Genomic DNA, 24,183 nt, shown 5'->3' with positions numbered 1-24,183 from the left:
ATGTTATGCAAAGGGGGGGCTCGCGAAGAGCCCCCCTTTTCTTGGCTAATCAGAATTTTCCTATGAAGAAACGGTTTTTTAGCGGGCTTCTGTGGTTGCTTTTCGTCAGCGTGGGAGCAGCGCAGCAAGAGCAGATTCTGAAGAGTCTGGAAGACCTGTTGGCCAGTGCCAAATCGGAGCAGATAGAAACCGGGAAGAAGAGGGCTGGATTGCCCTCCTCAACATGGGTTTCCTCTCCCGGCAGCCCCGGAGCTTTTCTTCACTTAGTGTATGAAGTGAGCACAGAGTTGCCGACAACTTCTTTTGAGAGGCCGGAGTTTCTCGTCGACGCCGGTCAACGTGCTCTGAGAGAAGGGACGACGCAGTTCGTCTGGGAGTGCCGCGAAGCGATTCCCTCCTTTCGGTCTCAACGCAGCTTACTCGATGCGATGATTGGGGGAGAGTTGACTCAGTATGATCCAGAAGCTGCTCGCAAATGGATGTTGGAAGTGAATCAACGGGCAAATGCCTTTCCCGTGCGGGATGTAGAGAAAGTGCAAGCGGAATTGGCTATAGGTTTTGCGAAACTAGGCGATTTCTCCTGGGGCGAGCAAGCCATAGCCGGGATGCGCGAGGAATATGCACTTTACCGTGCAGGATGTTGGATGGCTTTGGAGAGAGTGCGTCAAGGAGAGTGGGATACTGAGTTTCCCGACTATAGCTTGAGTGAGAATCGGCCATATATGCCGGAACGCAGTTTGCGTGCCCAGGCCCTCTTGGAGGCCGTGGAATGGGCTTTGGAGCAGGAGGAAAATGCAGAGGCTTTGCGCGAACGTATTCCGGTTTGGTTGGACGATGCCTTAAAAACGATTCAGAGCCATAAGGGTTCGCATCCGGAAATTCTGGCCAAGGGAAGCCTCGTGGCTTTATATGCACAGGAAGCCTTGGGCGAAGTGGCAGTGGATGCAGAAGCTTGGTTGTCTACCTATCGGGAGCTCATTCCCACGTTGAGTTCGCACAACGAAGTCACGTATCTCAGCGCCATCACTTGGCTGAAGGTCATGGAGAAGATCGGGCACTCCGTGGAAGTCCGTCGACAAGCGGTGGAGCGCCTGGAGAGTGCCTCGAGAGTGCTTGGTCGGGAGAAAGCGGATCGTGTGAAAGGGCTTTTGGCCATCGCCTACGCCAAGCTGGGCGATGAAGAAAAACGGGATGCCTTACTCCAGGAAGCACTTGTTTTGCTGCAGCAAATTTCAAATGAGCGGACTGTAAAAATTGGTCTCATCCAATTGTGTGTAGATATTGATAATTTCATGATTGAGCTGCCGGAGGATTTCCTGCAGCAAGTTCGCGCCTTCTCGGAATCGTTGTGAGTCCACGCCATCATGACAGCCAACATCTTGGCACGGCGTTCCTCCGCAGGAGAACGCTTTTGGGGACTTTGGCTTCGTTCGGACTGCTGTGGTTACTTCTTTTTCCGGTGAGTGCCTTTGCGCAAGTCGGCACGGTTCGTGGTCAGGTAATGGATGCGGATTTTGGTCAGCCTGTGCCTGATGCCCAGGTCAATCTGACGGATCGAGGAATATCGACGACGACTAACAATGAGGGCTTTTTTACATTTCCGAATTTGGAGCCCGGCTCGGCGGAGATTCAAGTGAGTCGCTCCGGCTTTGAGTCCAGCCGACGGCAGCAGGTGGCGGTGGGTTCTGGGCGCGTAACGGAAACCCGAATCACCATCACAGCGCAGGTATTGGAGTTTGATGAGTTTGTGGTTACGGGCGAGGATTTAGCGCAGACTGCGGGTGATGAAGCGCTGAAGATTCAAGCGCAGTTTGACGGGTTGGTGAACGTACTGGGCGAGGACTTTATCTCCAAATCGACCAAGGGCAATGTGGGCGAGCTTCTCACGCAGATCGTGGGGACTTCCACGGTGGACAGCCGTTTTGTCGTGGTACGTGGTCTGAGTGATCGTTACAATACGGTGTATCTCAATGGCCTGCGCATTCCCAGCTCAGACCCGGATCGTCGTGCGGTCAACGTGGATATTTTTCCTTCCTCGGTGGTGAGCAGTCTGAGCAATGCCAAGACTTTCTCGTCGGAAAATCCCGGTGAATCTACGGGGGGGCATATCAATATAGGCCTCAAGGGTGTGCCGAAAGAGAACTTCTTCAAAGCTTCTTGGGATTTGGAGGCGAACACGCTCACTCATGGGGCGTATGCCAGGGGGGTAAGCGCAGGTGGATTTCGCATTCCCTTCGATGGAGGTCTTGAGAGTCTAGATTTCCCGGGGAGTTTTTCGGATGTATCCGACGATGTCGGTTTGGGGACAGTTTCAAATCTTGACCCCAATTTTTCCTTCTCCGCGTCGGCCGGCCAAATTTTCCAATGGGATGATGCTGAGGCGGGTATTACGGGAGCGATACTTTATAAACGGCAAAATGAATTTCAAAACCTAGAGATAGGCCGCGCTGAATTTCGACCTGCCCAAGAAGAGAATGTTCTGCTCGAGCGCTATCGAGGTGTCTCGGGGACGCAGAGCGTGGAGTTGGGGATTCTCGTGGCGGGTGGTTTGCGCTTTGGAGATGATGACGAAATCAATGCTACGGTATTTTCCAATATCGTCACGGAGGTGGAATCCAATGTGAGCGCGGGGTTCAACGAGGAGCGCCCGGGCCTACTCATCACGGAGACGACGTTCCAGGGTTTTGACCCCGGCGCTTTGCGAGACTACGCCATTAACGAATCTCGTCTCCCCGGACAACGTCAACTGATCACCTATCAACTGGCTGGATCGCACGGCATTGAGCTTCCTGGTTTGGTCGATACGGGTAAGCTCGATTGGGCGGCTTCTTATTCGACTACGAGAGATTATGCTCCGGATCAGCAGTTTGCGGCCTATGCGTATCGGCGGGATCCGGGAGCTACAGGTCGCCGGCCGCGCCCTCCCCGTAATACCTTCCAACTGCCGGAAAACGACTTTGCCTTGCCTCTCTTTGAAAGAACTTGGCGAGACATACAGGACTCTGCCTTCAGCGTGGGAAGCAAGGTGGAATTTCCACTCATGAATCTTGGAAAAAAAACCGCGAATCTGAAGTTTGGTGGCTCTTTCGATAGTCTGGAGCGTGAGTTCACCTCACGCTCTTTTGAATACAATTTGGAGGCTCCCAACCCCTTCGTTACGCCTTCAGTGAGTTATCTTGAGTCGCTGGACTATTCCATCGAGAACATAGACTCCGTATTGGACATCGCGGATCCCGCTCGAACTACGACCCCTTTGCGGGAAGCGCATGGCTTTTTTGAGGATAACCCAAGTATCTTACGAGATGCCTTCGGGGGCTTGCAAGAATACAGCGCAACGGAGTCTATTTTGAGCTTTTTTACGGCAGTGGATTTTCCTGTAACCCAGAAATTCGATGTCGCTTTCGGAGCGCGTATGGAGTTGACGGACATTACCGTTCGCCCCGGCATTGATATTGATGCGATTCGGAGCTCGACGTTTCCGCTTTTGGCCAATGCGCTGCTTTTTAACCCGGCAACAGCTGTATTGAGGGATGAATCCGTGCTTTCGCAACCCACTACCACCAACCAGGCGGACATTCTCCCTTCCTTCACGGGCAACTGGGAATTTGCGGAAAACATGAGTGTGCGGGCGGCTCTGTCTCGCACAATCGCGCGACCTACATTTAAGGAAATCGCACCTGCTGTGACCCGGCAGGAAGGGGATAACACGCTCTTTATTGGAAACCCGGATTTGGAGATCTCGTCTGCCACAAATTTGGACGTGCGCTTGGAGTGGCTCCCCCGTCCTGGCGATACGTTGGCTATCAGTGGATTCACCAAGTTGATTGATCGACCAATTGAGCTGGCGCGGGCTTCCTTGGGACAAATTGATTTTGAATCTGCCATTAACGAGAACTCTGCGCGTGTCTATGGACTCGAAGTGGAAATTCAAAATAAGCTGGATTGGGCGAATCCGGTTCTAGAGAATGTGAGTGTGGGATTCAACTACGCCTTTATCCGCTCTTTCGTGCAGTTGGAGGAGCGCAACGAACGAAGCCGGACCGGAGCTGGTCTCTCTGCTATTCGTCCTTTGCAAGGCCAGCCGGATTCCATCATCAATTTCAACATCACGTACGACAATGCGGATTACGGGCTGAATGCTGGTTTTTTTCTGAACGTCGTGGGCAACACGCTTGCTATAGCGGGAGGAAGCCAGTTCAACGCTCTCGGGTCTGCGGAAGGTTTTGTGGATGACGTCACGCAAAGACCTTTCACTTCGCTCGACTTTTCCATCGGAAAACGCATCGCTTCGAATTGGGAGCTGGGCTTCGAGGTTTCCAATATCACCGATAGCGTATTGCGACGCGAGTATGCTTCTGACGCCACTCTTTTCAGCGAAGTTCAACGAGGTGTGACCTACAAGGTGGGCCTCAAGGGCAGCTGGTAAATCTTTCCACGAATAGCCGATATCCATGAAGAAGAACGAATACCATTATTCCGCCAAGATGATCACTCTGGTGGGGTCTCTGCTGCTGGCAATGACGGGAGGAGTCGCCCACGCTCAGGAGGAAGCGACTGCCGTCCGGGTGGAACAGGTCAAGACCCTGCTGGAGAAATTCTACGAGACCCAACGCTTGATCTCCGAGGAGGAGTCCAATTGGCAGATGGAGAAAGAGACGCTGGCCAGTCGGATCGAGCTGCTGCAAACGCAGATCGACAGCCTGCAGGAGAAAATCACGGAGGCGGAAGAGACGACTACCGAAGCCGATAAGGACAAGGCCAAGCTCAGCGAAGAGAATGAGGAGTTGGGGCAATTGGCGTCGATGCAGGAAGAGCGAATCGTGGAATTCGAAGCCCGCGTCCGCGAGTTGCGGGAACGACTTCCCAAAGGCTTGCAGGTCAGCACCAATTCCCTTTTTGAAAAGCTTCCCGCCGAGGACGCGGAAATGGTGGAGGCTAGTCTGGGGCAGCGCTTTGCGACCGTCTTGGGCATTCTGGACGGAATCAACCAATACAACAACGGCGTCTGGTTGCTGAACGAGGAGCGGAAGACCGCCGATGGCAAGGTCGCCGAAGTCCGTGTGGCTTACTTCGGTCTCGCGGAAGCCTACTATGCCGGCAAGGGCGAGGCTGCGAGTGCCGCAGGCTATGGCTACGCGGGCGAAGATGGCTGGGTGTGGATCTATCAGCCCGAGATTTCCGATCGCGTGAACGATATGATCGACATGTATGAGCAGACCAAGACGGCAACTTTCCTGGAGCTGCCGATGCAAGTGAAATGAGCCTTCGACCTACCGAAACCATGAACACCATTCCACGAATTCTATGGGCTTCACTCCTTGTCCTCGGGACGGGCATGAGCGGGCTCGCGCAGGAAAAAGCTTCGCTCGATACGGTGGTCTCCCGCCTGGAGAATCGCATGGCCCAAGCGACCGAGCAGTTGGCCGAAGTCCGCAAGCAGATCCAAACCGAACGCGCCCCACTCGCCGAGCAGCGCAACGCGCTGGAGAACGATCTCATCAAGGTCCGCAAGGAATATGATGAAGTGCTCTCCGTGCGGAGCGCCCGCGAGCTGGATGTCAGCAACATGGAGCGCCAGATCGGCGATAAGAAAAAGCAGAATCAGTTCCTCATGGATCTGATCGACGAATACACCCGTGCGCTGGAAAACAGTCTCCACATTTCGGAGAGTCAGCGCTACGGCAATCGCCTCAGCGAGCTTCGCTTGACGGCCGAGAATCCTAATCACTCGCTGGAGAATCAGTTCCTTGCGCGCTTTTCCATCGTCGATCTCTCCACCAACCGGATCGATGACAACATTGGCGGTGCGATCTTCCAAGGCACCGCCAAGAACCCGGACGGGCTCATTGGCGAGGGCAAGTTTCTCCTCCTCGGTCCCACTGTTTACTTTGCGGGAGAGAATGACAGCTTTGTGGGTCTCGTCGATGCGCAACCCGGCTCGAATGAGCCCGCTATTACGGCCATTCCGGAAGGCATCGACATCAGCGGTGTGTCCCAGGTCGCCAATACGGGGGCTGGCAGCCTGCCGCTTGACATTACGCTCGGCACGGCCATCCGCGTAATCGAGACCCAAGGGACGATCTGGGAGGAAATCAAAATCGGGGGTGCCGTCATGGTGCCCTTGTTGGGTCTGGCCGGGGCTTCTCTGCTGATTGCCCTCATCAAGTGGTTCCAGATGTCTCGCATCAAGCGCATTCCCTACAAACGCTTCGACTTCATGATGCGCCATCTCAATGAGGGTCGCGATGCCGAAGCTCGTGCCATTGCCGAAAAGACCAAAGGCCCCATCGGCGAGATGCTGGAAGAAGGCGTGGCCCATGCGCACCAACCTCGCGGCCTCATCGAGGAAGTGCTCTACGAGCAAGTCCTGCGCGCCAAGGCCAACCTCAACAGCCTTCTTCCCTTCATCAAAATCACCGCTGCCGCTGCGCCGCTGCTGGGTCTCTTGGGAACGGTGTCCGGGATGATCAATACCTTCCGCTTGATCACGCTCTTCGGAACGGGCGATGCCTCCAAGTTCGCGAGCGGGATTTCCGAAGCGCTCATCACGACCAAGTGGGGTCTCATCGTGGCGATTCCGTCGCTCCTGCTGGCCGCCTACCTCACGCGCAAGGCCAAGGGCATCGTGGACGATATGGAGAAGCTGGGCATCCGCTTCATGAACCATCTCTCTCCTGACATGGAGAAGAAGCCGAGTCCGGACAACGACTCCGCGGACGACGGTGAGCCGGAGCCGCAAACGCCTCCCTTCAAGCCCATTCCGCCCAAGGGCGATGACCCGCTACCCGGCGGCGCTCCTGCCAATGCCTGAGTTGCTTTGATAGCACGCCCATGATCGATCTCCTTCCAGCCTTCTTCGCCAAGTTCAGCTTTTCGGCTCCCGACAAGTTGTGGGCGGATGGCACCGATCTCTGGGCCAAGGGCGGCTGGGCCATGATCCCGCTCGCCCTCACGGGGCTGCTGCTTTACTTCACGGCCGCCAAGGTCCGGCTGACTCTACTGCGCAAGAACTTCCGCAGCAAGCAATGGAAGAAGCAGGCGCATGAACGCCGCGAAGCCAAGGGCAAGTCCTTCAAGGAGGACAAGGAAGACGCGCGCGTGGCCAAGGAGTATCTTGCCTACCGGGGTATCGAGATTCACGAGGATCCCAGCTTGGAGGAAATGGCAGCCGCCTTCGACCAACTCCGTTCCGAGGAATTGCCCTCCATTGAAGCGGACCTCAAGTTCGTCAAGATTGCGATGGCCGCTGCTCCGCTTTGGGGATTGTTGGGAACCGTCACGGGTATGCTGGCTACGTTCGCCGCGCTCGCCGGTGGGGGAGGGGATCAGGCCATCGACAGCATTGCCAAGGGCATTTCCGAAGCGCTTATCACGACGCAGACCGGCTTGGCCGTCGCGCTGCCGGGCTACTTTCTCTATTTCTATCTCTCGCAGCAGCGGGATCGTTTTGTGGCCTTCATTGCGCACTTGGAGTCCGAGTGGACCCAGCGTCAGCTTCGCAAGCAGAAGAGAAGGCAGGAACATCAGGAAGGGAGGGCTGCGTAAATGAAGCGTTTTGGAGCCAGTGGGCCGGAAGAGGACGATACCGAGGTCGATATCTCGCCGCTCATCGACTGCGTGTTCATCCTGCTGATTTTCTTCATCGTGACGACGGTTTTCGTGAAGATGCCGGACGCCGATGTGAGCCAGCCGGTTTCGCTCAGCCTCGAGCAGTTGGAGAAGGAAAGCATCTTTTTCGCCGTCACCGCCGAGGGCAACATTGTCTATGGCGGCGACAACGTGGGCTTGAGCGGCGTGCGCCAGATTGTGAAGCGCATGACGAAGAAGGACGAGAACCTGCCGGTGGTCATCAAGGCCGATGCCGGAGCGCCTTACGGTTTGGTGACCAAGGTGCAGGATGAGGCCAATCTCGGCGGAGCCATGAAGGTGAGCTTCGCCATGTCCAAGAATTAGAGAACGATGGACGTCCGCAGACCTGAAAGCCGCAAGAAGATAGTGCGCATGGCCGACAACGGGCTCGCGATCATTCTAGGCGTGGTGCTGCTCTTGCTCGTCTTTCTCGTGTTGCCGCTTCTGCAGAGCATCATCCAGCAGGAGGAGGAATTGGTGGAAGTCATCGATACCACGGTCATTGATCCACCCCCTCCGCCACCGGAGTTGGAGGAGCCCGAACCGCCCGAGCCCGAAGACACGCCTCCACCGCCACCTCCCGCAGACCTGGCATCCGTGGCGCCCACCCTGCCCAGCCTGGATGGGGCTGCGGGAGCAGGAACGGTGGCGATTGATTTGGGGATCGACTTTGGGAACGTCGGCGGAGCGCTCGTCGCGCAACAACTCAACGAAACCCAACCCCGACCGGTCTCCCAGCCTTCGCCCGCCTACCCGCCGGATCTGTATCGCAAGGGCATCACCGGCACCGTAAAGATCAGCGCGGTGGTCACGGCTCAGGGACGTGTATCCAACGCGCAAGTCGTTGATTCCCCCCATCCCGGCCTCAGCAAGGCCGCGCTCGATGCCGTCCGCCAGTGGCGCTACCAGGCGGGCACGCGTGGCGACCAAAAGGTCAGCATGAAAGTCCTCATCCCCGTTAAATTCGGCGCCTGATTTCCCCTTTCCGAACATCGCAATCCGCAGTCCATCATGAAACGCATCCTACTTTTACTGCTTGCTCTCTGCCCCGGCTTCCTCGGCGCGCAGGACTCCGTCATCCGGTCGCTCTTCCAGGACCCCGCTTTTCAGAAACGCCTGGCTTACAGCTTCGCCATCAACACGGAAATCGAGCCCGTGATCCAATCAGCGGAACTCCAGCAGGACTACACCGCTCTCGCGCAGATGGCGGGCAGCGATCCCGCGCGAGCGGCGGGTTTGCTCAAGCAGATCGTGGCCGATGAGAGCGCGAGCGCGCAGTTCAACACGCTTCTCGGCAATATCTACTTCCAAGCCGACAAGAAGAAGGAAGCCGCAGCGCAGTTTCTCATCGCGATCAAGAAATTCCCCAACTTCCTCCGCGCCCACCAGAGCTTGGCCGTCATTTATCTTCAGGCGAATCGTCCGGAGCAGGCCAAGGAGCATTTCACCCGGGTCGTCGAACTCGGTGGTGCCAGCGGCGACATCTACGGCCTTCTGGGCGCGGTTTACACGCAACTCGAGGACTGGGTGGCCGCCGAAACCGCCTTCCGCAACGCCGTCATGCTCCTGCCCAGGCAGAAGCAGTGGAAGCTCGGTCTGGTGCAAGCTCTCTTCGCGCAGCAACGCTTCCAGGAGGCCGCCAATCTTCTGCAGCCTTTGATCGAAAACCACCCGGACGAGGAGCAGTATTGGACGCTGCAAGCGACGGCCTACCTCGGCCAACAGGAGTATCTCAAAGCCGCAGGCAACTACGAAATCCTCGCCGGACTTGGCAAGGCCACGCCGGAAATGCTCACGACGCTCGCCGACATCTACGTCAACGAAGACCTCAACAGCCTCGCGGCGGAAACCTACGTGCGCGCCTACGAAAGCTCCCCGGGGACCGGCGTGGAAACGTCCCTGCGAGCGGCGGAAATCCTCATGCAGAAGAAGGCCTTGCCCGAGGCCCATACCCTTTTGTCGAAAGCGCAGTCCACGGCGGGCGATGCCTTGGCGACGGAGGACAAGGTGCGTTTGCTCAAGCTGGAGGCGAAAGTCGCCTTCGCGGAAGATCCGCAGAGCGTGGAAGGTCGCGAAAAGCTGGAGCAGGTCGTGAATGTCTACGATCCGCTCGATGGCGACGCCTTCATCCTGCTCGGCCAATACTACGAGCGCACGCCGGACGCGGAGGGCAAGCCACAGAACGAGCTGGCTATGGAAATGTATAAGGATGCGGCTGAAGACGAGGAGATGCTTCCGCTAGCCAACTTCCGCCACGCTCAGCTGATCCAGCGCATCTATCCCAAGGACCTGTCGCGCATCCGCGAAGCCATTACCCTGCTGAAAGCGGCGCAATCCATGAAGGAAAGCGACAAGGTGGGCGACTACCTCGAAGATCTGGAGCGCTACGCGAAATCGCTCGGTTCCTGAATCCAATCTACCAAAGCCATGGGACGTTTCCGCTCCGCTTCCGAAGATGACCCTGATGAAGCGGTTGATATTTCACCGCTCATTGATTGCGTCTTCATCCTGCTGATCTTCTTCATCGTGACCACGACCTTCGTGGACGAAAGCGGCTTCGGCGCGGACCGGCCTACTTCCACGCCGAGCAGCGCGGAAAGTGATTCCGAGGACGAGCCTGTGATCTTCAAAGTCATGGCCGACGGCCGTATTTTTGAGAGTGATCTCAAGATTCCTTTCTCCAGCATCCGTCCCATCGTAGCCAACAAGTTGGCGAAGGATAATGAGGCAAAAATCGTCGTCATGGCCGCGCCGGATGCCTCGTTTGGTGCGGCGGCGCGGATCGTCGATGAAGTCCGCCTGGCGGGTGGCAAGCCGGTCTTTGCCGACCTGCGATAAGTCGCCTTGCGCCAGGTTCTGGTCATGGGGAAATGGGAAACGGCTCCGCTGTATCATTTGGCGTAAGCGGCAGTGCTGGCGGCGGTTGTGGTGGGGCGACCACGGTTGCCGGTTCCGGGTCGTTGCTATCGATAGTGACTGGCGCTCTAGAAAAATGACTTGAATCCGTCGAGGAAGTCCTCACCCTCCGGAGTTCTTGTGACAAAAATGTCACAAGAAGGGGCGATGCTTTTCTGGTGAAGTCGGGTCAACTTTTCAACACAACGCATCCATACCTAATGACACGATCCACAATCAAAACACTTCTCTCCGGTGCCGGGGCTGCCGCTTTGCTGGCGGGCAGTTCGCTCTTCGCTGGTGAATCGGCGACGCCCGTCGTTGACGAACCCGATCCTATCAAGCCTTGGACCTTCTCTGATCTCTTCGATAAGAAGTATTTTTACAAGAGCGAGGACGGCTTCATCCGTGGCGCTCGATTCCTCGGTCGCTACCAAGGCCAGTGGATCAGCAACCAGGAGGAAATCGGCGGTAGCGTGAACAACGGCTACCATGAATTCCAACACCGCCGGTTCCGTTTGGGCTTTGAAGTCGAGATGGACTACGGCCTGACCTTCTACATCGAGTCGAATGTCGCCGACGTCACCAACCTCACGAGTGACCGCTTCATCAACGACCACAATGACCTCTATCTCGAATGGGAGCCGAACGACGATTTCCTCCTTCGCCTCGGGAAACAAAAGCAGAACTTCACCCTCGAGGATGCCGAGTCCTCCAAGCGAATCAAAACCGTCGAGCGTTCCGCCATTGTCAACGAAACCTCCCAAGCCCGTCCTTGGGGCCTGGTGTCAGAAATCCAGACCGGCGACTTCCGTCACGAAGTCGGAGGCTGGCTCTATGGCGGACATGCCTCGGATCCGAACTGGATCGATTTCCAATCCAATGTGGGATTCTCCTACAATGTGTATTACTCCCTAAGCGATTCCACCACGCTTCACTTTGACTATGTCTACGCGGACAATGCCGGGGGATCGAGCGGTTCCGAGGGACAGGCCGCGGTTGGCTTTGGCCCGCTCTACCAGCACTCCTTCGCCATCGGAGCCGAGTTTGAGAAGGACAAGTTCCAGCTGATTTCGGACATCATCTTGGCCGCCAATCGGGAAGGGCAGTCCGGGCAACTGGGCGCAGCCAGCATCCAGCCCGGAAACGATACCTGGGGCTTCTACGTTCTTCCGAGCTACGACATCACTGATAAGCTGGAAGTGGTCGGCCGTTATGCCTACATGGCCGAGGGACGCGAGCACCATTCCCAGCGGTGGGGTTCCTCCACCCGCACCACCGTCGAGGACTACCACACCTTCTACGCTGGCCTGCAGTATTTCATCTTCGGGGAGAAGTTGAAGCTCCAGGGTGGCTATGAGTATGCTACCGGCAATCTCTTCGGGACGGATACCGATATCAACAACGGCACCTGGCAGTTTGGGATTCGCACCTATTGGTAAGCTACTCCTTTTCACGCAAGGAGATGGAATTCTCCGGCTTCTGGAAGGCGGGACTTCGGTCCCGCCTTTTTCCGGTTTTTTGCGAGATTTCGAACCCTCGGTGTGCTGCTTTGGCTTTGGTGATCGGCACTGGGAAAAGGAGGCCTTTCTAGTGACAAAAATGTCACATCTTCCTCCCTAGTAGTTGCACGCCTGTTACGCTACCTGATCTGTAGCTGGATCGAATCGGGCCCGATGTCATCAAAGCACAGCTAAGCTCGATGCCCTCAAGGTTCAAAATACCAAATCATCATGAAAATCGCAGTTCTCAGTATCACCGTCACCACCATCGCGGCTCTTCCCGCCTTGGCGGCTGATTCCCACCTCGACCCCGACCTGCCCACCTACGGTGCCGTCAGCGGGGTTTCTGGCAATCTCAACTCGATCGGCTCCGACACGCTGAACAATCTCAACACCTTCTGGGCCGAGGCGTTCAAAAAGCATTACCCTAACGTCAACATCCAGATTGAGGGCAAGGGGTCCTCGACTGCTCCCCCGGCCCTCATCCAAGGCCTCTCCCAGCTCGGCCCCATGAGCCGCGAGATGAAGGAGACGGAGATCGATGAATTCGAGGCCAAGTTTGCTTACAAGCCGACCTGCGTCCAAGTGGCCATCGATGCCCTGGCGGTCTACGCCCACAAGGACAACCCCATCGAAGGGCTGACCTTCCAGCAGATCGACTCCATCTTTTCTTCGACCCGCAAGCGCGGCGGCGAAGACATCAGCGATTGGGGTGCCGTCGGCTTGGAAGACTGGGCTGGACGCCAAATCTCCCTCTTCGGGCGCAACTCCGCCTCCGGTACCTACGGCACCTTCCAAAAGAAGGCCCTTTTGAAAGGGGACTACAAACCAAGCGTGAAGGAGCAGCCGGGCTCCTCCGCCGTCATCCAAGGCGTCGGCGCTGATCTGTATGCGCTTGGCTACTCCGGCATCGGCTACCGCACTTCTACAGTTCGCGCCCTTGCCGTGGGGGGAGAGGACGGGGTGCTTTACGAGCCGAGCTATGCCAATGCCCTCTCGGGAGACTACCCCATGGCCCGCTTTTTGAACATCTACGTGAACAAGAAGCCCGGTCAGCCGCTCGACAAGCTGACGCTCGAATACCTGAAGTTCGTCTTGTCGAAAGAGGGCCAGCAAATCGTTGAAAAAGACGGCTACTACCCGATCCCGGCTGTCCTCGCCGAGCAGATCATCAGTTCCCTCGAGAACTGAGCGGAAAATTAATCCATTGGGGCCGCGAGAGGCGCTTGCCACTCTCTCAGGGGGGTGGCAGGCTCGTGCGGCCCGTTTGGGTGTCAGCCTCTTTTCCTCTCACATTTGCGATCTCTCCCATGCCGGGATCTTCTCAGCCCAGTCCCGACCCCCAGCGCTTCGAGGTAGCGGGCAAAACCCTCTTTTTCGACCGCTTCATGGGCTGGTTCATCCGCTTCGGCGGGATTGCCGTCATCCTGGCGGTCATTGGCATCTTTCTCTTCATTGCCAAGGAGGTGGTGCCCCTTTTTCAGTCGCCCGAGGTGGAAGAGTCCGGGACCATTGCGATCCAGCAAGCGCCTCCCGTCCTCGGGGTGGATGAGTGGGGAGAGATGCCTTTTTTCTACACCGGGGGAGAGGCTGTCACCTTCGTCAATTTTGAGGACGACCAAGTCAAAAGCTTGCCGGTCCCCGGGCTGGAAGGGCTCCTCCCGACCGCCTACGCCTTCGACACCGTCCACCAGCGGGTGGTGTTCGGTCTGGCCGATGGCCGGGTCGGCTCGTTTCTGGTTCGTTATCTGCGCCAGTTCAATGACGACTTGAGTGATTCCTGGCTCGAGCCGGAAATTGTAGCCGAGCCGATTTTTCAAGTGCAGCACGGCGAAGGGCCGGTCACCTCCGTCAGCTATGGCGATGCCAGCGATCCCGAGGATCCCAACGGGGCCCGGCTGATTGTGGTGAAGCGCGGCCAGGGGGCCGATTCCACGGTCTCCGTCCTCAAGCTGATGATGAAAAAGGGGCTGATTGGCGCGGCCAAGCTGACGCTCTTGGGGCAATCCGACCTCACTTCTGAACTGAGCGGGGTGCCGAGCTTCGTGCGCGCTTCCTCGAATGGTTCTATGATCCTGGTGGGTTGTCAGGGGGGAGGGATCGACTACTTCGCTCGCGATCTTTTAGAAGTGAACAAGGTGCAAACCTTTCAACCCTTCGCGGCTCAGGTGCCCCGACAAGTCGATCTCCTCTACGGCGGTGTCTCCCTCATCTTGACCTCCCAGGAGGGGCGGCAGGAGCAGTGGAGCCTTTTTCGCGAGACCGAAGAGGCTGCCCGCACCTTTGGCCTCGTCAAAACCTTCCCCGACCTGCCGCGAGGGCCGGTCGTCTTCTCCAATAGCCTGCGGAATCGGAGCTTCCTGGCCGGGGCGGGCCGCTACCTCTCCCTGCGTTACAGCACCTCGGGAGACGTCCGCTGGGAGCAGGAAGTGGCTTACCGCCCCGTCGCGGGCATCATCGATGGGAAATCCCGGCACCTGATCGTGGCTGGGGATGACGGCGCGGTGCATCGCTACCTGGTGGAGGACCCCCATCCGGAGGCGAGCGTTCGGGCTTTTTTTGGCAAGGTCTGGTATGAGGGCGGGGCCGAGGCCAAGTTCCAATGGCAATCGACCGGTGGCTCAAGCGATTTCGAGCCCAAGCTTTCCCTCATGCCGCTCATCTTCGGCTCGCTCAAAGGGACCTTTTACGCCCTGCTCTTTTCCATCCCGGTGGCGCTCTTGGCGGCCGTCTTTTCGGCGGCTTTCCTGCCGCTCTCGGTCAAGCGTGTCATCAAGCCCATGATGGAGATCATGGCCTCCCTGCCCTCCGTCGTCTTGGGCTTCCTGGCTGCCTTTTGGCTGGCCCCGGTTCTCCAATACCGGGTGCCCTCGGTGCTCTTGCTCCTTCTTCTGGTGCCCAGCAGCGTCTTCCTGGTGGGCTATGCTTGGAGCACCTTGCCGGTGGCCCTGCGGAACCGTTTCCACGGTGGGCAGGAGTGGATGCTGGTCTTGCCGGTCATGGCGCTCTTTGGCTGGCTGGGCTGGATCTTGGGCCCCGTTTTGGAGGGCTGGCTTTTTGTTTACACCGATCCCCAGACTGGCCAGCGGATCGCTGACTTCACCATGTGGTGGCCCCAGGCCACGGGCTTGGATTTCCAGCAGCGCAATAGCTTGGTGGTGGGCTTCATGATGGGCTTTGCCGTTATTCCGGTCATTTTCACGATCGCGGAGGATGCCTTGTCGAATGTCCCCAAATCGCTGACAGCTGCCTCGGCCGCGCTCGGGGCCAATCGCTGGCAGGTGGTCTGGACCATCATGCTCCCCGTCGCCTCCTCGGGCATTTTCTCAGCCCTCATGATCGGCTTCGGCCGGGCCGTGGGGGAAACCATGATCCTGGTGATGGCGGCCGGCGGCACCCCGCTCATGGAGGGAAACATTTTCAACGGCATGCGTACCTTGGCCGCCAACATCGCGATCGAGCTGCCGGAGGCGGCGGTCGGCTCCACCCACTACCGCACCCTCTTTCTCAGCGCGGTGGTGCTCTTCCTTTTGACCTCCGTCATGAACACCATCGCCGAGGTCCTCCGCCAGCGTCTCCGCGAACGCAATCAGATCGTCTGAACCCGTATGAGCCCCTCTTCTCCCCCCTCAGACAACCAGTTCGTCGGCACCGGGCGCTCCAGCAAGGGAGAGCCCTGGATCTGGCTGACGGCTGGTGGCTTGTCGCTCGGGATTCTCATGGTGATCGCCCTTCTCAGCCTGATCCTGGCAAAGGGAGTGGCCTCTTTTTGGCCGCGTCAGATTGTGGTCTTGCAGGTCGAGACGAGAGACGGACTGGCTCCGATGGCAGGCTACCTGACCGAGCGCTCCGAACGCTTGCAGGAGGGCGGCGGACGGGTCCCGCAAATTCAGATTTTCCGAGGCAACAAGGATCTCTACGGCGAGTCCTTCGTCTACCTCGACCAAGAGCAAGTCCGAGAGCAAGAAGTCGCGCCCGGCTACATGCTGGTGGAGCGGACCGAATACGGCCCCGCCATTCTCCAGCCGGTCCAGCTCGTGACCCCCGCCGGCGTGCAGCGAGCGGGGGACGAAGCCTTCGAAGAGGCGCTTCGCGCTATGATTTCCCTGAACCAGGAAGTGCGCGAGGAGACCCGGCACATTGAGCGCAAGCTCATCGGGGCCAACGCCCGGGCCATCCAGGAGATCGAGGTCGATCTCCGAGTGGGAAAAATCGATCCCGCTCAGGCCGCCGAGAAAAAAGCCAAGCTGGAGAAAGAATTCGCCAGGCTGCAAGCGGCCGCCGCCGAAGTCCGCTCGCGTATCCAAGGCTACCAATTTGAGGGCGAGACCGCGGAGGGCCGGGTCGTCACCTTGCAGGGGAGCCAACTGCTTGGCTTCTTCCAGCCAAATGATCGCAATTGGTTCGAGCGGCTCTGGGAGATGCTCTGCCGCATGGGGCGGTTCTTGGTCGAGGAGCCCCGGGAAGCCAACACCGAGGGAGGCGTCTACCCGGCCATCTTCGGCACGGTCGTGATGACCTTGGCGATGACCTTTTTCGTGACGCCCTTGGGAGTGATCGCGGCCATCTACTTGCGGGAGTATGCCAAGCAGGGGACGCTGGTCCGCATTGTTCGCATCTGCGTCAACAACTTGGCTGGGGTCCCCTCCATCGTCTTCGGGGTCTTTGGGCTGGCCTTCTTTGTCTACTTCGTGGGGGCGAGCCTCGATGAGCTGTTCTACGCGGACAAGCTCCCCACGCCGACCTTTGGCACGCCCGGAATTCTTTGGGCCTCTCTCACGCTGGCGCTTTTGACCTTGCCGGTCGTGATCGTGGCCACGGAGGAAGCGCTCTCGGCCGTCCCGCGCGGCGTGCGGGAAGCGGCGCTCGCTTGTGGGGCCTCCAAGTGGCAGACCATCCAGCGGATTGTCATCCCGGCCTCTCTCCCGGGCATCATGACCGGTATCATCCTGGCGATGGCGCGGGGGGCGGGGGAGGTGGCGCCCCTCATGCTGGTGGGCGCGGTCAAGCTGGCCCCTTCCTTGCCCATCGATGACATTGCGCCCTTCGTCCACGCGGAGCGCAAGTTCATGCATCTGGGCTTCCACATCTACGATCTGGGCTTCCAATCGCCCGATGCCGAAGCGGCCAAGCCCATCGTCTACGCCACAGCCCTGCTGCTCATTCTCCTGGTGCTGGTGCTGAACCTGACCGCCATTCTCATCCGCAATCGCCTGAAAAAGCGCTTTGCCGTCAGTCAGTTCTGAGCCATGCCCGTCCTCGCCGCCCCAGCCCGCCCTGACTTCATCCATGTGGAGGATTTCCACTTTTGGTATGGAGAGAAGCAGGTGCTTTTCGATATCTCGATGGAGGTCCCGGAGCAACAAGTCACCGCCCTCATCGGCCCCTCCGGTTGTGGCAAGTCCACGCTGCTCCGCAACATGAACCGCATGAACGACCTGGTGGACGGGGCTCGGCACCAGGGAGACATCCGCCTGAATGGCACCAGTTTGTATGACCCCGACGTCGAGGTCATCTCGCTGCGCAAGCGGGTCGGGATGGTCTTCCAAAAATACAATCCCTTTGCCAAGTCCATCTACGAAAACGTCGTCTTCAGCCTCCGGGTGGCGGGCCGCGGCAAGCGGGCCGAGCTGGACGAGGTCGTGGAGCGCTCTCTCCGAGCGGCCGCCCTTTGGGAGGAAGTCAAAGACCGGCTGCACGACTCCGCCTTCGGCCTGTCGGGCGGGCAGCAACAGCGGCTTTGCATCGCCCGCGCCATTGCCAATCAGCCCGAGATTCTGCTGATGGACGAGCCTTGCGCGGCCCTCGATCCCTTGGCCACCCTCAAGATCGAGGAGTTGATCACCAAGCTGAAAGAGCAGTTCACCATCGTCATCGTGACCCATAATATGGAGCAAGCTGCCCGCTGCTCAGATCGCACCGCCTTTCTTTACCTTGGCCAGCTCATCGAGTATCGGAAAACGCTCTCGCTCTTCGAAAACCCCCAGAAAGAAGAAACCGAGGCCTACATCACGGGCCGTTTTAGTTGATCCGCGTCTTCCTCACCTCCCGCTCGACACCCTCATGTGGAATGCCTCCTCTCCCGCGCCCCCCCTTCCCCAAGAGGGCAAGTCGTCCCCGCCGACCCAGGAGAAGCCGAGTGGGGATTCCCCGGCCGTCCCGGTCCTTCCCGATCCGCTGATCCAGATCGAGTGTCGGGAAGTCGATTTCTCTTACGGCGATTCCCTCGCACTCAAAGGGATTGATCTCAAGATCGCTCGCAAGGAGGTCACGGCGCTCATCGGACCTTCCGGCTGCGGTAAATCGACTCTCCTTCGCTCCTTCAACCGGATGAATGACCTCGTTCCCGGGGCCCAGGTCTCGCGCGGGGGCATTTGGATCGATGGGGTGGAGATCCACAGTCCGGAGGTCGATAGCGTTGAGCTGCGCCGCCGGGTTGGCATGGTCTTCCAGAAGTCCAATCCCTTTCCTCGCTCCATCTACGAAAACGTCTCCTACGGCCCGCGGATTTTAGGGGAACGGGACAAGGACCAGCTGGAGGCCAAGGTGGAGAAGGCGCTTCGAGGTGCCGCCTTATGGGACGAGGTGAAAGACCGCCTGCATGAGAGCGCCTACGGACTTTCTGGTGGCCAGCAGCAGCGGCTTTGCATCGCGCGCACCATGGCGGTCGATCCGGAAATCATCTTGATGGATGAGCCCTGTTCCGCGCTCGATCCCATCGCCTCGGCTCGGGTCGAAGAACTCATCCTTCAACTCAAGCAAGACTTCACCCTGGTGGTGGTGACCCACAATATGCAGCAGGCCAGCCGCATCTCGGACAAGACGGCCTTCTTCTATCTGGGAGAGTTGGTGGAGTTCGATGTGACCTCCAAGATTTTCACCAACCCGACTCAAGCCCGGACCGAACAATACATCACAGGCCGCTTTGGCTGAGCCCTCGGGCGCTCCCACCACCCGCAGGCCTCCTTCCCTGTCCTGACTCATGCAAAACTCGCACATCCTTCGGGATTTCAATGCCGCCATCACCTCCCTCCGAGAAGAGGTCCTGACCATGGCGCAGCAAAGCCGTCACAATCTGGCCCGCGCGGTGGAAGCGCTTCTCACTCGCGATATCGATTTGGCGAACACCGTGATCGGGGATGACAATGAGGTCGATGACATGGAGCGCAGCGTAGATCGCCTCGGCCTGGACACTCTGGTCCGCTTTCACCCGATGGCGGGGGACCTCCGGCTGGTCCTTTCCTCGATGAAGATTTCCGTCAATCTCGAGCGGATCTCGGATAACGCCACCACCATCGCCAAACGAGCCCGCAAGCTGGCCCGCCGGGAAGAACTCCCGGACCGCATCCTCATCGAACCGGTCTACCAACTGGCCGACCATCTCCTCGGCGATGCCATCCGGGCCTACAGCGAGCACGATCCCGAACTGGCCCTCGGCCTTCACGATCGGGACCGCAAACTCAACAAGCTGCACAAAACCGTGACCGCCAAGCTCAGCCAACGGATCGAAGAGAGCGAAGGCCGTTGCGAAGACTACCTTCATCTGGTCTTCGTGGTTCGTTCCTTGGAGCGGGTGGGGGACCTCGCGGTCAATGTGGGAGAGGACACCGTCTTCATCGAAGCGGCCAAAGACGTCCGCCATGAGGAGGACCGCACGCTTTCTTAGTCCCAAACGCCTGCTCTCCTTCAGCTTGGCCAGAGACCCCCATTGATTTGGGAAAGGTTTCATTCCATCCTGGCCCATGGAGACAGCGGAACGAGCATGGCGCTTGGTGGGGGTGGTCGGCTTTTTGGGGGTGGCCTTGGGAGCGTTCGGCGCCCATGGCTTGGCCCCGCTTTTGCAAGCCCATGAGCAAGTCGCCAACTGGAAGACGGCCACGCTCTATCATTTAGTGCACGCCGCCGTGCTGGCGGCGGTGGCGGCAGGGCGACCTCGCTTTCTGGTGGCCTGCCAGTGGTTCTTTGGGATGGGGATCCTCATTTTTAGTGGCACTCTCTATCTCATGGGCGTGACGGGGTGGCGCTGGTTGGGCGCCATCACTCCGGTGGGCGGCCTTCTTCTCCTGGTTGGCTGGGGGCTCTTGCTGGCTTCCGGCTGGCGGAAGCGGGTTTCTGCTTGAGCTTGACGACTTTCCGGAGACCGTTCGCGGAAACATGAGCCAGAGTCCTGTCGACGCTCGCATCCAATTTACTTGTCCCGAGTGCCAGGCCGAATTGGCCGTGCCGATGTCGCTGGCCGGCGTGGAGGGCCCCTGTCCCTACTGCGGCCAGCCGGTGCAAGCGCCGGCCCCGGCCATGGCAGAGGCTCTTTCGCCGAGAAAGGTGCAGGTGCCTGAAGGCAGCTCTTTGTTGGGGGCTACCGTCGGGGTGGCAGCCTTGCCGGAGCCGGAACCGGTCGAACTGCGGCGGCGGCCCTTCAGGAAGACGCGGGCCGTCCTCTCGCTCGTTTGGGGCTTGCGTCCTCTCTCTCTTGGCCTGCTGGCCTTGGTGCTGTTGGTGGTCACGAAAAATTACTTCGAGGAGCGGGGAAAGCTGAGCCCTGAGGAATTGGAAAATTGGCCCGCCAACAATCTCAGTGATCAATTTGCCACCCCCAATGAAAGCGAGGAGCCGGTCGAAGGAGAAGAAGAGGAAGAGCCGCCTGCGGAGACGGTGACAGATTTGTCACCATGAGCTCGTCGTAGGGGGAAGAGCTTGCTCTACTGATCTGGCAGCACCATGGCGACCATTCTGATTGTGGATGATGAGGAGGACATGCGGGAGCTGCTCCGTTTTCGCCTGGAGCGGGCAGGCCACGCGGTCCTGGAAGCCGTCGATGGCCTGGACGCCGTCACGCAACTGAAAGGCTCGCCCAAGCCGGACTGCGTGGTCCTCGATCTCATGATGCCGAACCTGGATGGCTTCCAAGTGCTCAAAAAGATGCGGCGGAAGTCGTCTCTCCAGAAGATTCCGGTGGTGGTGGTGACGGCTCGGAGCGCGGTCGAAGACCGAATTAAGGGTCTGGAGAAAGGCGCGGACGACTACGTGACCAAGCCCTTCAGCACCAAGGAGGTCCTGCTGCGCATTCAAAATGTCCTCCGCCGAGGGGGCGAGGGCGGAGGGCCGTCCGAAGTGGTGGTGGGCCCGCTCTCCCTCAGCATCGCTTCCATGCTCTTGACGAGGGGGGGAGAGGAAGCCGTCAATCTCACGGTGACCGAGTTCAAACTGCTCCGCTTGCTCATGGAGCGGAGCGGCCAGACCCAGCCCCGGGATGAACTGTTGCGGGAAGTCTGGGGCTACAGCGATACGACCATCACGCGCACTCTCGACACCCACATCAAGCGCTTGCGGGAGAAGCTCGGGCCGTCCGCTTCCCTATTGGAAACGGTCCGGGGCTTGGGGTATCGTCTCAATGCGTCGGCGTGACGTTTCCTCGCTCGGCCCTGGTTGGATGCAAACTCTTGATATCGCTCTTCTCGTTGGCATTCCCGTTCTCGGCTGGCTGGTTTGGTCGCAGCATCGCCATTTGCTGGCCATGCGGGAGCGTCTCGAGCGCCTCAGCCGAGATGCGGAGTCGGCCGCGGCCGCCCACCAGTCCGCGGCACCCGATCCCCAGGCGGGCGAAATTCTGGATAGTTTGCCCGAGGCCATTCTGCTGGTGGATGAGCGATTGACCGTCCAGTTCGCCAACCGGGCCGTCTCCCGCTTCTTCCCCGGCTTTCGCCTGGAGCGAGGACGGCTCTTGGTGGAGTTGGGTTTGGACGCACGGATCGCAGAATTGGTCCGCCGTTGCCTGGGGGAGCGCAAACCCTTACAAGAAGGCCTGACAGTGCTCCAGAATGAGGGACCGAAGGGCGGGCGGGAGCGGCACTGGATGGTGGATGCCATCTACCTGGAGAAGGGCCGGGAGTCTTTTGTGCGACTTCTTCTGCGGGACGAGACGAAGACTCACCGGGCCGATCAAGTCCGACGCGACTTTGTGGCCAACGCTTCCCACGAACTGCGGACTCCCCTCACCCTCATCAATGGGTGCCTGGAGACGCTCTTGGAAGAGGACTTGGAGGCGGCCCAAGCCAAGCGCCTCTTGTCCATGGCGCAAAAGAATGGGGAACGCTTGGCTCGGCTGGTGACCGATATGAACCTGCTCTCGCGCGTCCAGCAGACGGAGCTGCCCCTTCAGCTCGAAAGCTTCTCCCTGGAGGAATCCATTGAGACTGTGGTGGAGCGACTCGCTCCTTTGATCGAGCGCTTTCAGGCCGACCTCCGGGTGAAAATCGCCGAGGAGCTCGGCCGGGTGCGGGGAGACCGCTTTTACTGGGAACAAATCCTCTTCAACCTGCTCGATAACGCCCTCAAAAACAATCCTCACCGCGGCCTCAAGCTCAAGATCCGGGGGGAGCGAAGCGAGAACGGGTGGCGGCTGGTGGTGGCCGACAATGGAATCGGCATCCCGGCCTCCAAGCTGCCCTTTATCTTTGATCGCTTCTACCGGGTGCAGAAAGACCGTGCCCAAAACATCCAGGGAACGGGGCTGGGGCTTGCCATCGTGAAGCGCGCGGTCGAGGCCCACGGCGGCCTCATCCGGGCCGAGAGCGTGCCCGGGAAACGGACCGCTTTTGTCATCGAGGTGCCTTCCGCGGTGGAAACCCCGGCCGACTCGGCGCTCGTGCGCTGAGTTGCCACCCGCCGCGAGAGCTGCTTTCTTCTCGAGCGATGACGGATGGTTGGGTGCACTGGAATGGGAAATTGCAGCCCGCCGCCGAGGCCAGCGTTTCCACCGCGGACCGAGGACTCCTCCTTGGCTGGGGCTGCTTTGAGACCCTGCAAGCCCTGGGTGGGCAGCCCTACGCTTTCACGCGGCACTTTCTCCGGCTGGAGGCAGGCGCCCTCGCTCTGGGATTGGCAGCCCCTGAAAAAGAGGAGCTTTTGGGGCACTGCCGGGCTGTCTTGGAAGCCAACGGGCCTGAGAAGGCGCGGCTCCGCATCACTCTGACGGCTGGGCCGGACGAGGGGGCCCCGTCTCTCTTGATCGCGACGAGCGCGCTTCCCCAGCGGGCGGCCACTTCGCGGGTCCTTTTTTCTAGGCGTCGGCGGGAGCGTGGAGGCGGGCTCACCCGGCTGAAGACGGTGTCCTATTTGGACAATGTTCTGGCGCTTCGCGAAGCCACCCGGCAGGGGGCCGACGAGTCCCTGCTTTTTGATGAGGCCGGGCAGCTCTGCGAAGGCGCCACTTCCAATGTGTTTTTGGTGCGGGAAGGGCAGGTCTGGACCCCGCCTTTGTCGAGTGGCTGCTTGCCCGGGGTCACGCGGGAACTGGTGCTGGAGCTTGCTGCCAAGTTCGGCCTGCGCTGTCACCAAGCGGCCATCGACCGTGCCTCGCTTTTTCAGGCAGAGGAGCTTTTTCTCACTTCGAGCACGCGGGATGTCCAGGGCATCGCGCAATGCCAGGATCATCTCTTGGAGGGAGCGCCCGGAGCGTTGACCCGGCAGCTGCAAGAGGCCTTTCACGAGTGGCAGCGAGAGGTCATCGATCCCTAGCGGAAAATCCCCCGCAACCGCACTTGACGAAGGTCGCGGTCCATTCTGAAGATGGCAGGGAATGGATCCGAGCCAGAAGTTGCGCCTGTTGCAGCCCTTGCGTTATTTCTACGACAAGGAGGAGCGGGGCATGCCTCTGTTTCACTTTGTCGATCGGGACGAAATCCCCCAGCCGGAGCGCGATCTCTTGGTGCATGATTCCGACATGACGTCCCGCCTGCGGGAGTATCACGAAAGCCAAGTGGAACTGGATATTCTGCGGGCGGAGCGGATGGGCGATGATTACACCCGACTCGTCATTCTCCGTTCGGAAGAGACGGACGAGCCGGTCGAGTTCGGCGCCATTCTCCTCCACCTTGATCAGATGGAGCCGCTCATGGTGGATGAGGTGGTGGAGGGAGATGAACCCTTCGGACAGATTCTCGACCGCTTTCACACTACGTTTTTTAGCAGCCCGAGGGCGTTTTTCGTGACCACGGTCGATGAAATCCTTTCCGATTGCCTGGAAGCCAGCCAAGGAGACCAAGTTTATGGCCGCTGCAACGCCATTGCAGACAAAGATGGCAACCTTTTAGCGGAAATTGTGGAAATTTTACCATCGGGCGGCGGCGGTGCCGCTACCGAACTCATGGGCTAGACG

At 59.0% G+C, this 24,183-nt stretch carries 22 protein-coding genes; all 22 read left to right on the top strand.

The features are described from left to right. The first annotated feature begins 62 nt into the window (after positions 1–62). The 22 genes from AAF555_06330 to AAF555_06225 all read left to right on the top strand — a co-directional run bounded on the left by AAF555_06330 (position 63) and on the right by AAF555_06225 (position 24,180). Positions 63–1,352: a hypothetical protein gene (locus AAF555_06330; GenBank protein ID MEM6911184.1), complete on the top strand. Its 1,290-nt coding sequence runs from the start codon at positions 63–65 to the stop codon at positions 1,350–1,352. Continuing rightward, positions 1,349–4,426, top strand: a complete 3,078-nt coding sequence (locus AAF555_06325; protein MEM6911183.1) for a TonB-dependent receptor — start codon at positions 1,349–1,351, stop codon at positions 4,424–4,426. Before AAF555_06330 ends, AAF555_06325 begins: the two co-directional genes overlap by 4 nt. Before the next feature lie 25 nt (positions 4,427–4,451). After that, positions 4,452–5,261 (top strand): DUF3450 family protein, encoded by an 810-nt coding sequence (locus tag AAF555_06320; protein MEM6911182.1) that lies wholly within the window; start codon positions 4,452–4,454, stop codon positions 5,259–5,261. Further along, positions 5,258–6,811, top strand: coding sequence for a MotA/TolQ/ExbB proton channel family protein (locus AAF555_06315; GenBank protein ID MEM6911181.1), 1,554 nt, complete (start codon positions 5,258–5,260; stop codon positions 6,809–6,811). Before AAF555_06320 ends, AAF555_06315 begins: the two co-directional genes overlap by 4 nt. A gap of 20 nt (positions 6,812–6,831) precedes the next feature. Next, on the top strand, positions 6,832–7,545 hold the full coding sequence (locus AAF555_06310; GenBank protein MEM6911180.1) for a MotA/TolQ/ExbB proton channel family protein: 714 nt from the start codon (positions 6,832–6,834) through the stop codon (positions 7,543–7,545). Beyond that, positions 7,546–7,953, top strand: coding sequence for a biopolymer transporter ExbD (locus AAF555_06305; GenBank protein MEM6911179.1), 408 nt, complete (start codon positions 7,546–7,548; stop codon positions 7,951–7,953). A 48-nt stretch (positions 7,954–8,001) separates the two neighbouring features. After that, on the top strand, positions 8,002–8,604 hold the full coding sequence (locus AAF555_06300; GenBank protein ID MEM6911178.1) for an energy transducer TonB: 603 nt from the start codon (positions 8,002–8,004) through the stop codon (positions 8,602–8,604). Between the two features lie 36 nt (positions 8,605–8,640). Next, entirely contained in the window at positions 8,641–10,038 is a 1,398-nt protein-coding gene (locus AAF555_06295) for a tetratricopeptide repeat protein (GenBank protein MEM6911177.1), read from the top strand. Between the two features lie 18 nt (positions 10,039–10,056). Further along, positions 10,057–10,467, top strand: a complete 411-nt coding sequence (locus AAF555_06290; protein MEM6911176.1) for a biopolymer transporter ExbD — start codon at positions 10,057–10,059, stop codon at positions 10,465–10,467. A 278-nt stretch (positions 10,468–10,745) separates the two neighbouring features. Further along, the gene (locus AAF555_06285) at positions 10,746–11,966 is read left to right on the top strand and encodes a porin (GenBank protein MEM6911175.1); all 1,221 of its coding nucleotides are present in this window, start codon (positions 10,746–10,748) and stop codon (positions 11,964–11,966) included. A gap of 291 nt (positions 11,967–12,257) precedes the next feature. Beyond that, positions 12,258–13,217: a phosphate ABC transporter substrate-binding protein gene (locus tag AAF555_06280; GenBank protein ID MEM6911174.1), complete on the top strand. Its 960-nt coding sequence runs from the start codon at positions 12,258–12,260 to the stop codon at positions 13,215–13,217. 119 nt (positions 13,218–13,336) lie between these two features. After that, entirely contained in the window at positions 13,337–15,628 is a 2,292-nt protein-coding gene (locus tag AAF555_06275; GenBank protein MEM6911173.1) for an ABC transporter permease subunit, read from the top strand. 6 nt (positions 15,629–15,634) lie between these two features. Beyond that, a complete protein-coding gene (gene pstA, locus AAF555_06270; protein ID MEM6911172.1) occupies positions 15,635–17,272 on the top strand; it encodes a phosphate ABC transporter permease PstA in 1,638 nt (545 codons plus the stop codon). 3 nt (positions 17,273–17,275) lie between these two features. After that, on the top strand, positions 17,276–18,055 hold the full coding sequence (pstB, locus tag AAF555_06265; protein MEM6911171.1) for a phosphate ABC transporter ATP-binding protein PstB: 780 nt from the start codon (positions 17,276–17,278) through the stop codon (positions 18,053–18,055). A gap of 34 nt (positions 18,056–18,089) precedes the next feature. Further along, positions 18,090–18,959 carry a phosphate ABC transporter ATP-binding protein PstB gene (gene pstB, locus AAF555_06260; GenBank protein MEM6911170.1) on the top strand — a complete coding sequence of 290 codons (870 nt, stop codon included), beginning with the start codon at positions 18,090–18,092 and terminating at the stop codon, positions 18,957–18,959. 49 nt (positions 18,960–19,008) lie between these two features. Continuing rightward, positions 19,009–19,692, top strand: coding sequence for a phosphate signaling complex protein PhoU (phoU, locus tag AAF555_06255; protein MEM6911169.1), 684 nt, complete (start codon positions 19,009–19,011; stop codon positions 19,690–19,692). 76 nt (positions 19,693–19,768) lie between these two features. Further along, positions 19,769–20,146 (top strand): DUF423 domain-containing protein, encoded by a 378-nt coding sequence (locus AAF555_06250; GenBank protein MEM6911168.1) that lies wholly within the window; start codon positions 19,769–19,771, stop codon positions 20,144–20,146. Positions 20,147–20,180: 34 nt separating this feature from the next. Further along, complete coding sequence (locus AAF555_06245; GenBank protein MEM6911167.1) at positions 20,181–20,699, top strand: hypothetical protein; 519 nt, start codon at positions 20,181–20,183, stop codon at positions 20,697–20,699. Positions 20,700–20,744: 45 nt separating this feature from the next. After that, a complete protein-coding gene (locus tag AAF555_06240; protein MEM6911166.1) occupies positions 20,745–21,431 on the top strand; it encodes a response regulator transcription factor in 687 nt (228 codons plus the stop codon). Positions 21,432–21,456: 25 nt separating this feature from the next. Beyond that, positions 21,457–22,680 carry an ATP-binding protein gene (locus tag AAF555_06235; protein MEM6911165.1) on the top strand — a complete coding sequence of 408 codons (1,224 nt, stop codon included), beginning with the start codon at positions 21,457–21,459 and terminating at the stop codon, positions 22,678–22,680. A 38-nt stretch (positions 22,681–22,718) separates the two neighbouring features. Then, the gene (locus tag AAF555_06230) at positions 22,719–23,543 is read left to right on the top strand and encodes an aminotransferase class IV (GenBank protein MEM6911164.1); all 825 of its coding nucleotides are present in this window, start codon (positions 22,719–22,721) and stop codon (positions 23,541–23,543) included. 61 nt (positions 23,544–23,604) lie between these two features. Further along, on the top strand, positions 23,605–24,180 hold the full coding sequence (locus tag AAF555_06225) for a hypothetical protein (GenBank protein ID MEM6911163.1): 576 nt from the start codon (positions 23,605–23,607) through the stop codon (positions 24,178–24,180). Positions 24,181–24,183: the final 3 nt, after the last annotated feature.

Source organism: Verrucomicrobiota bacterium (assembly GCA_039027815.1).
In the GTDB taxonomy this organism is placed as follows: Bacteria; Verrucomicrobiota; Verrucomicrobiia; order Verrucomicrobiales; family JBCCJK01; genus JBCCJK01.
Note: the sequence above shows the minus strand (reverse complement) of the source record. Positions and strands in the feature narration are given on the sequence as shown.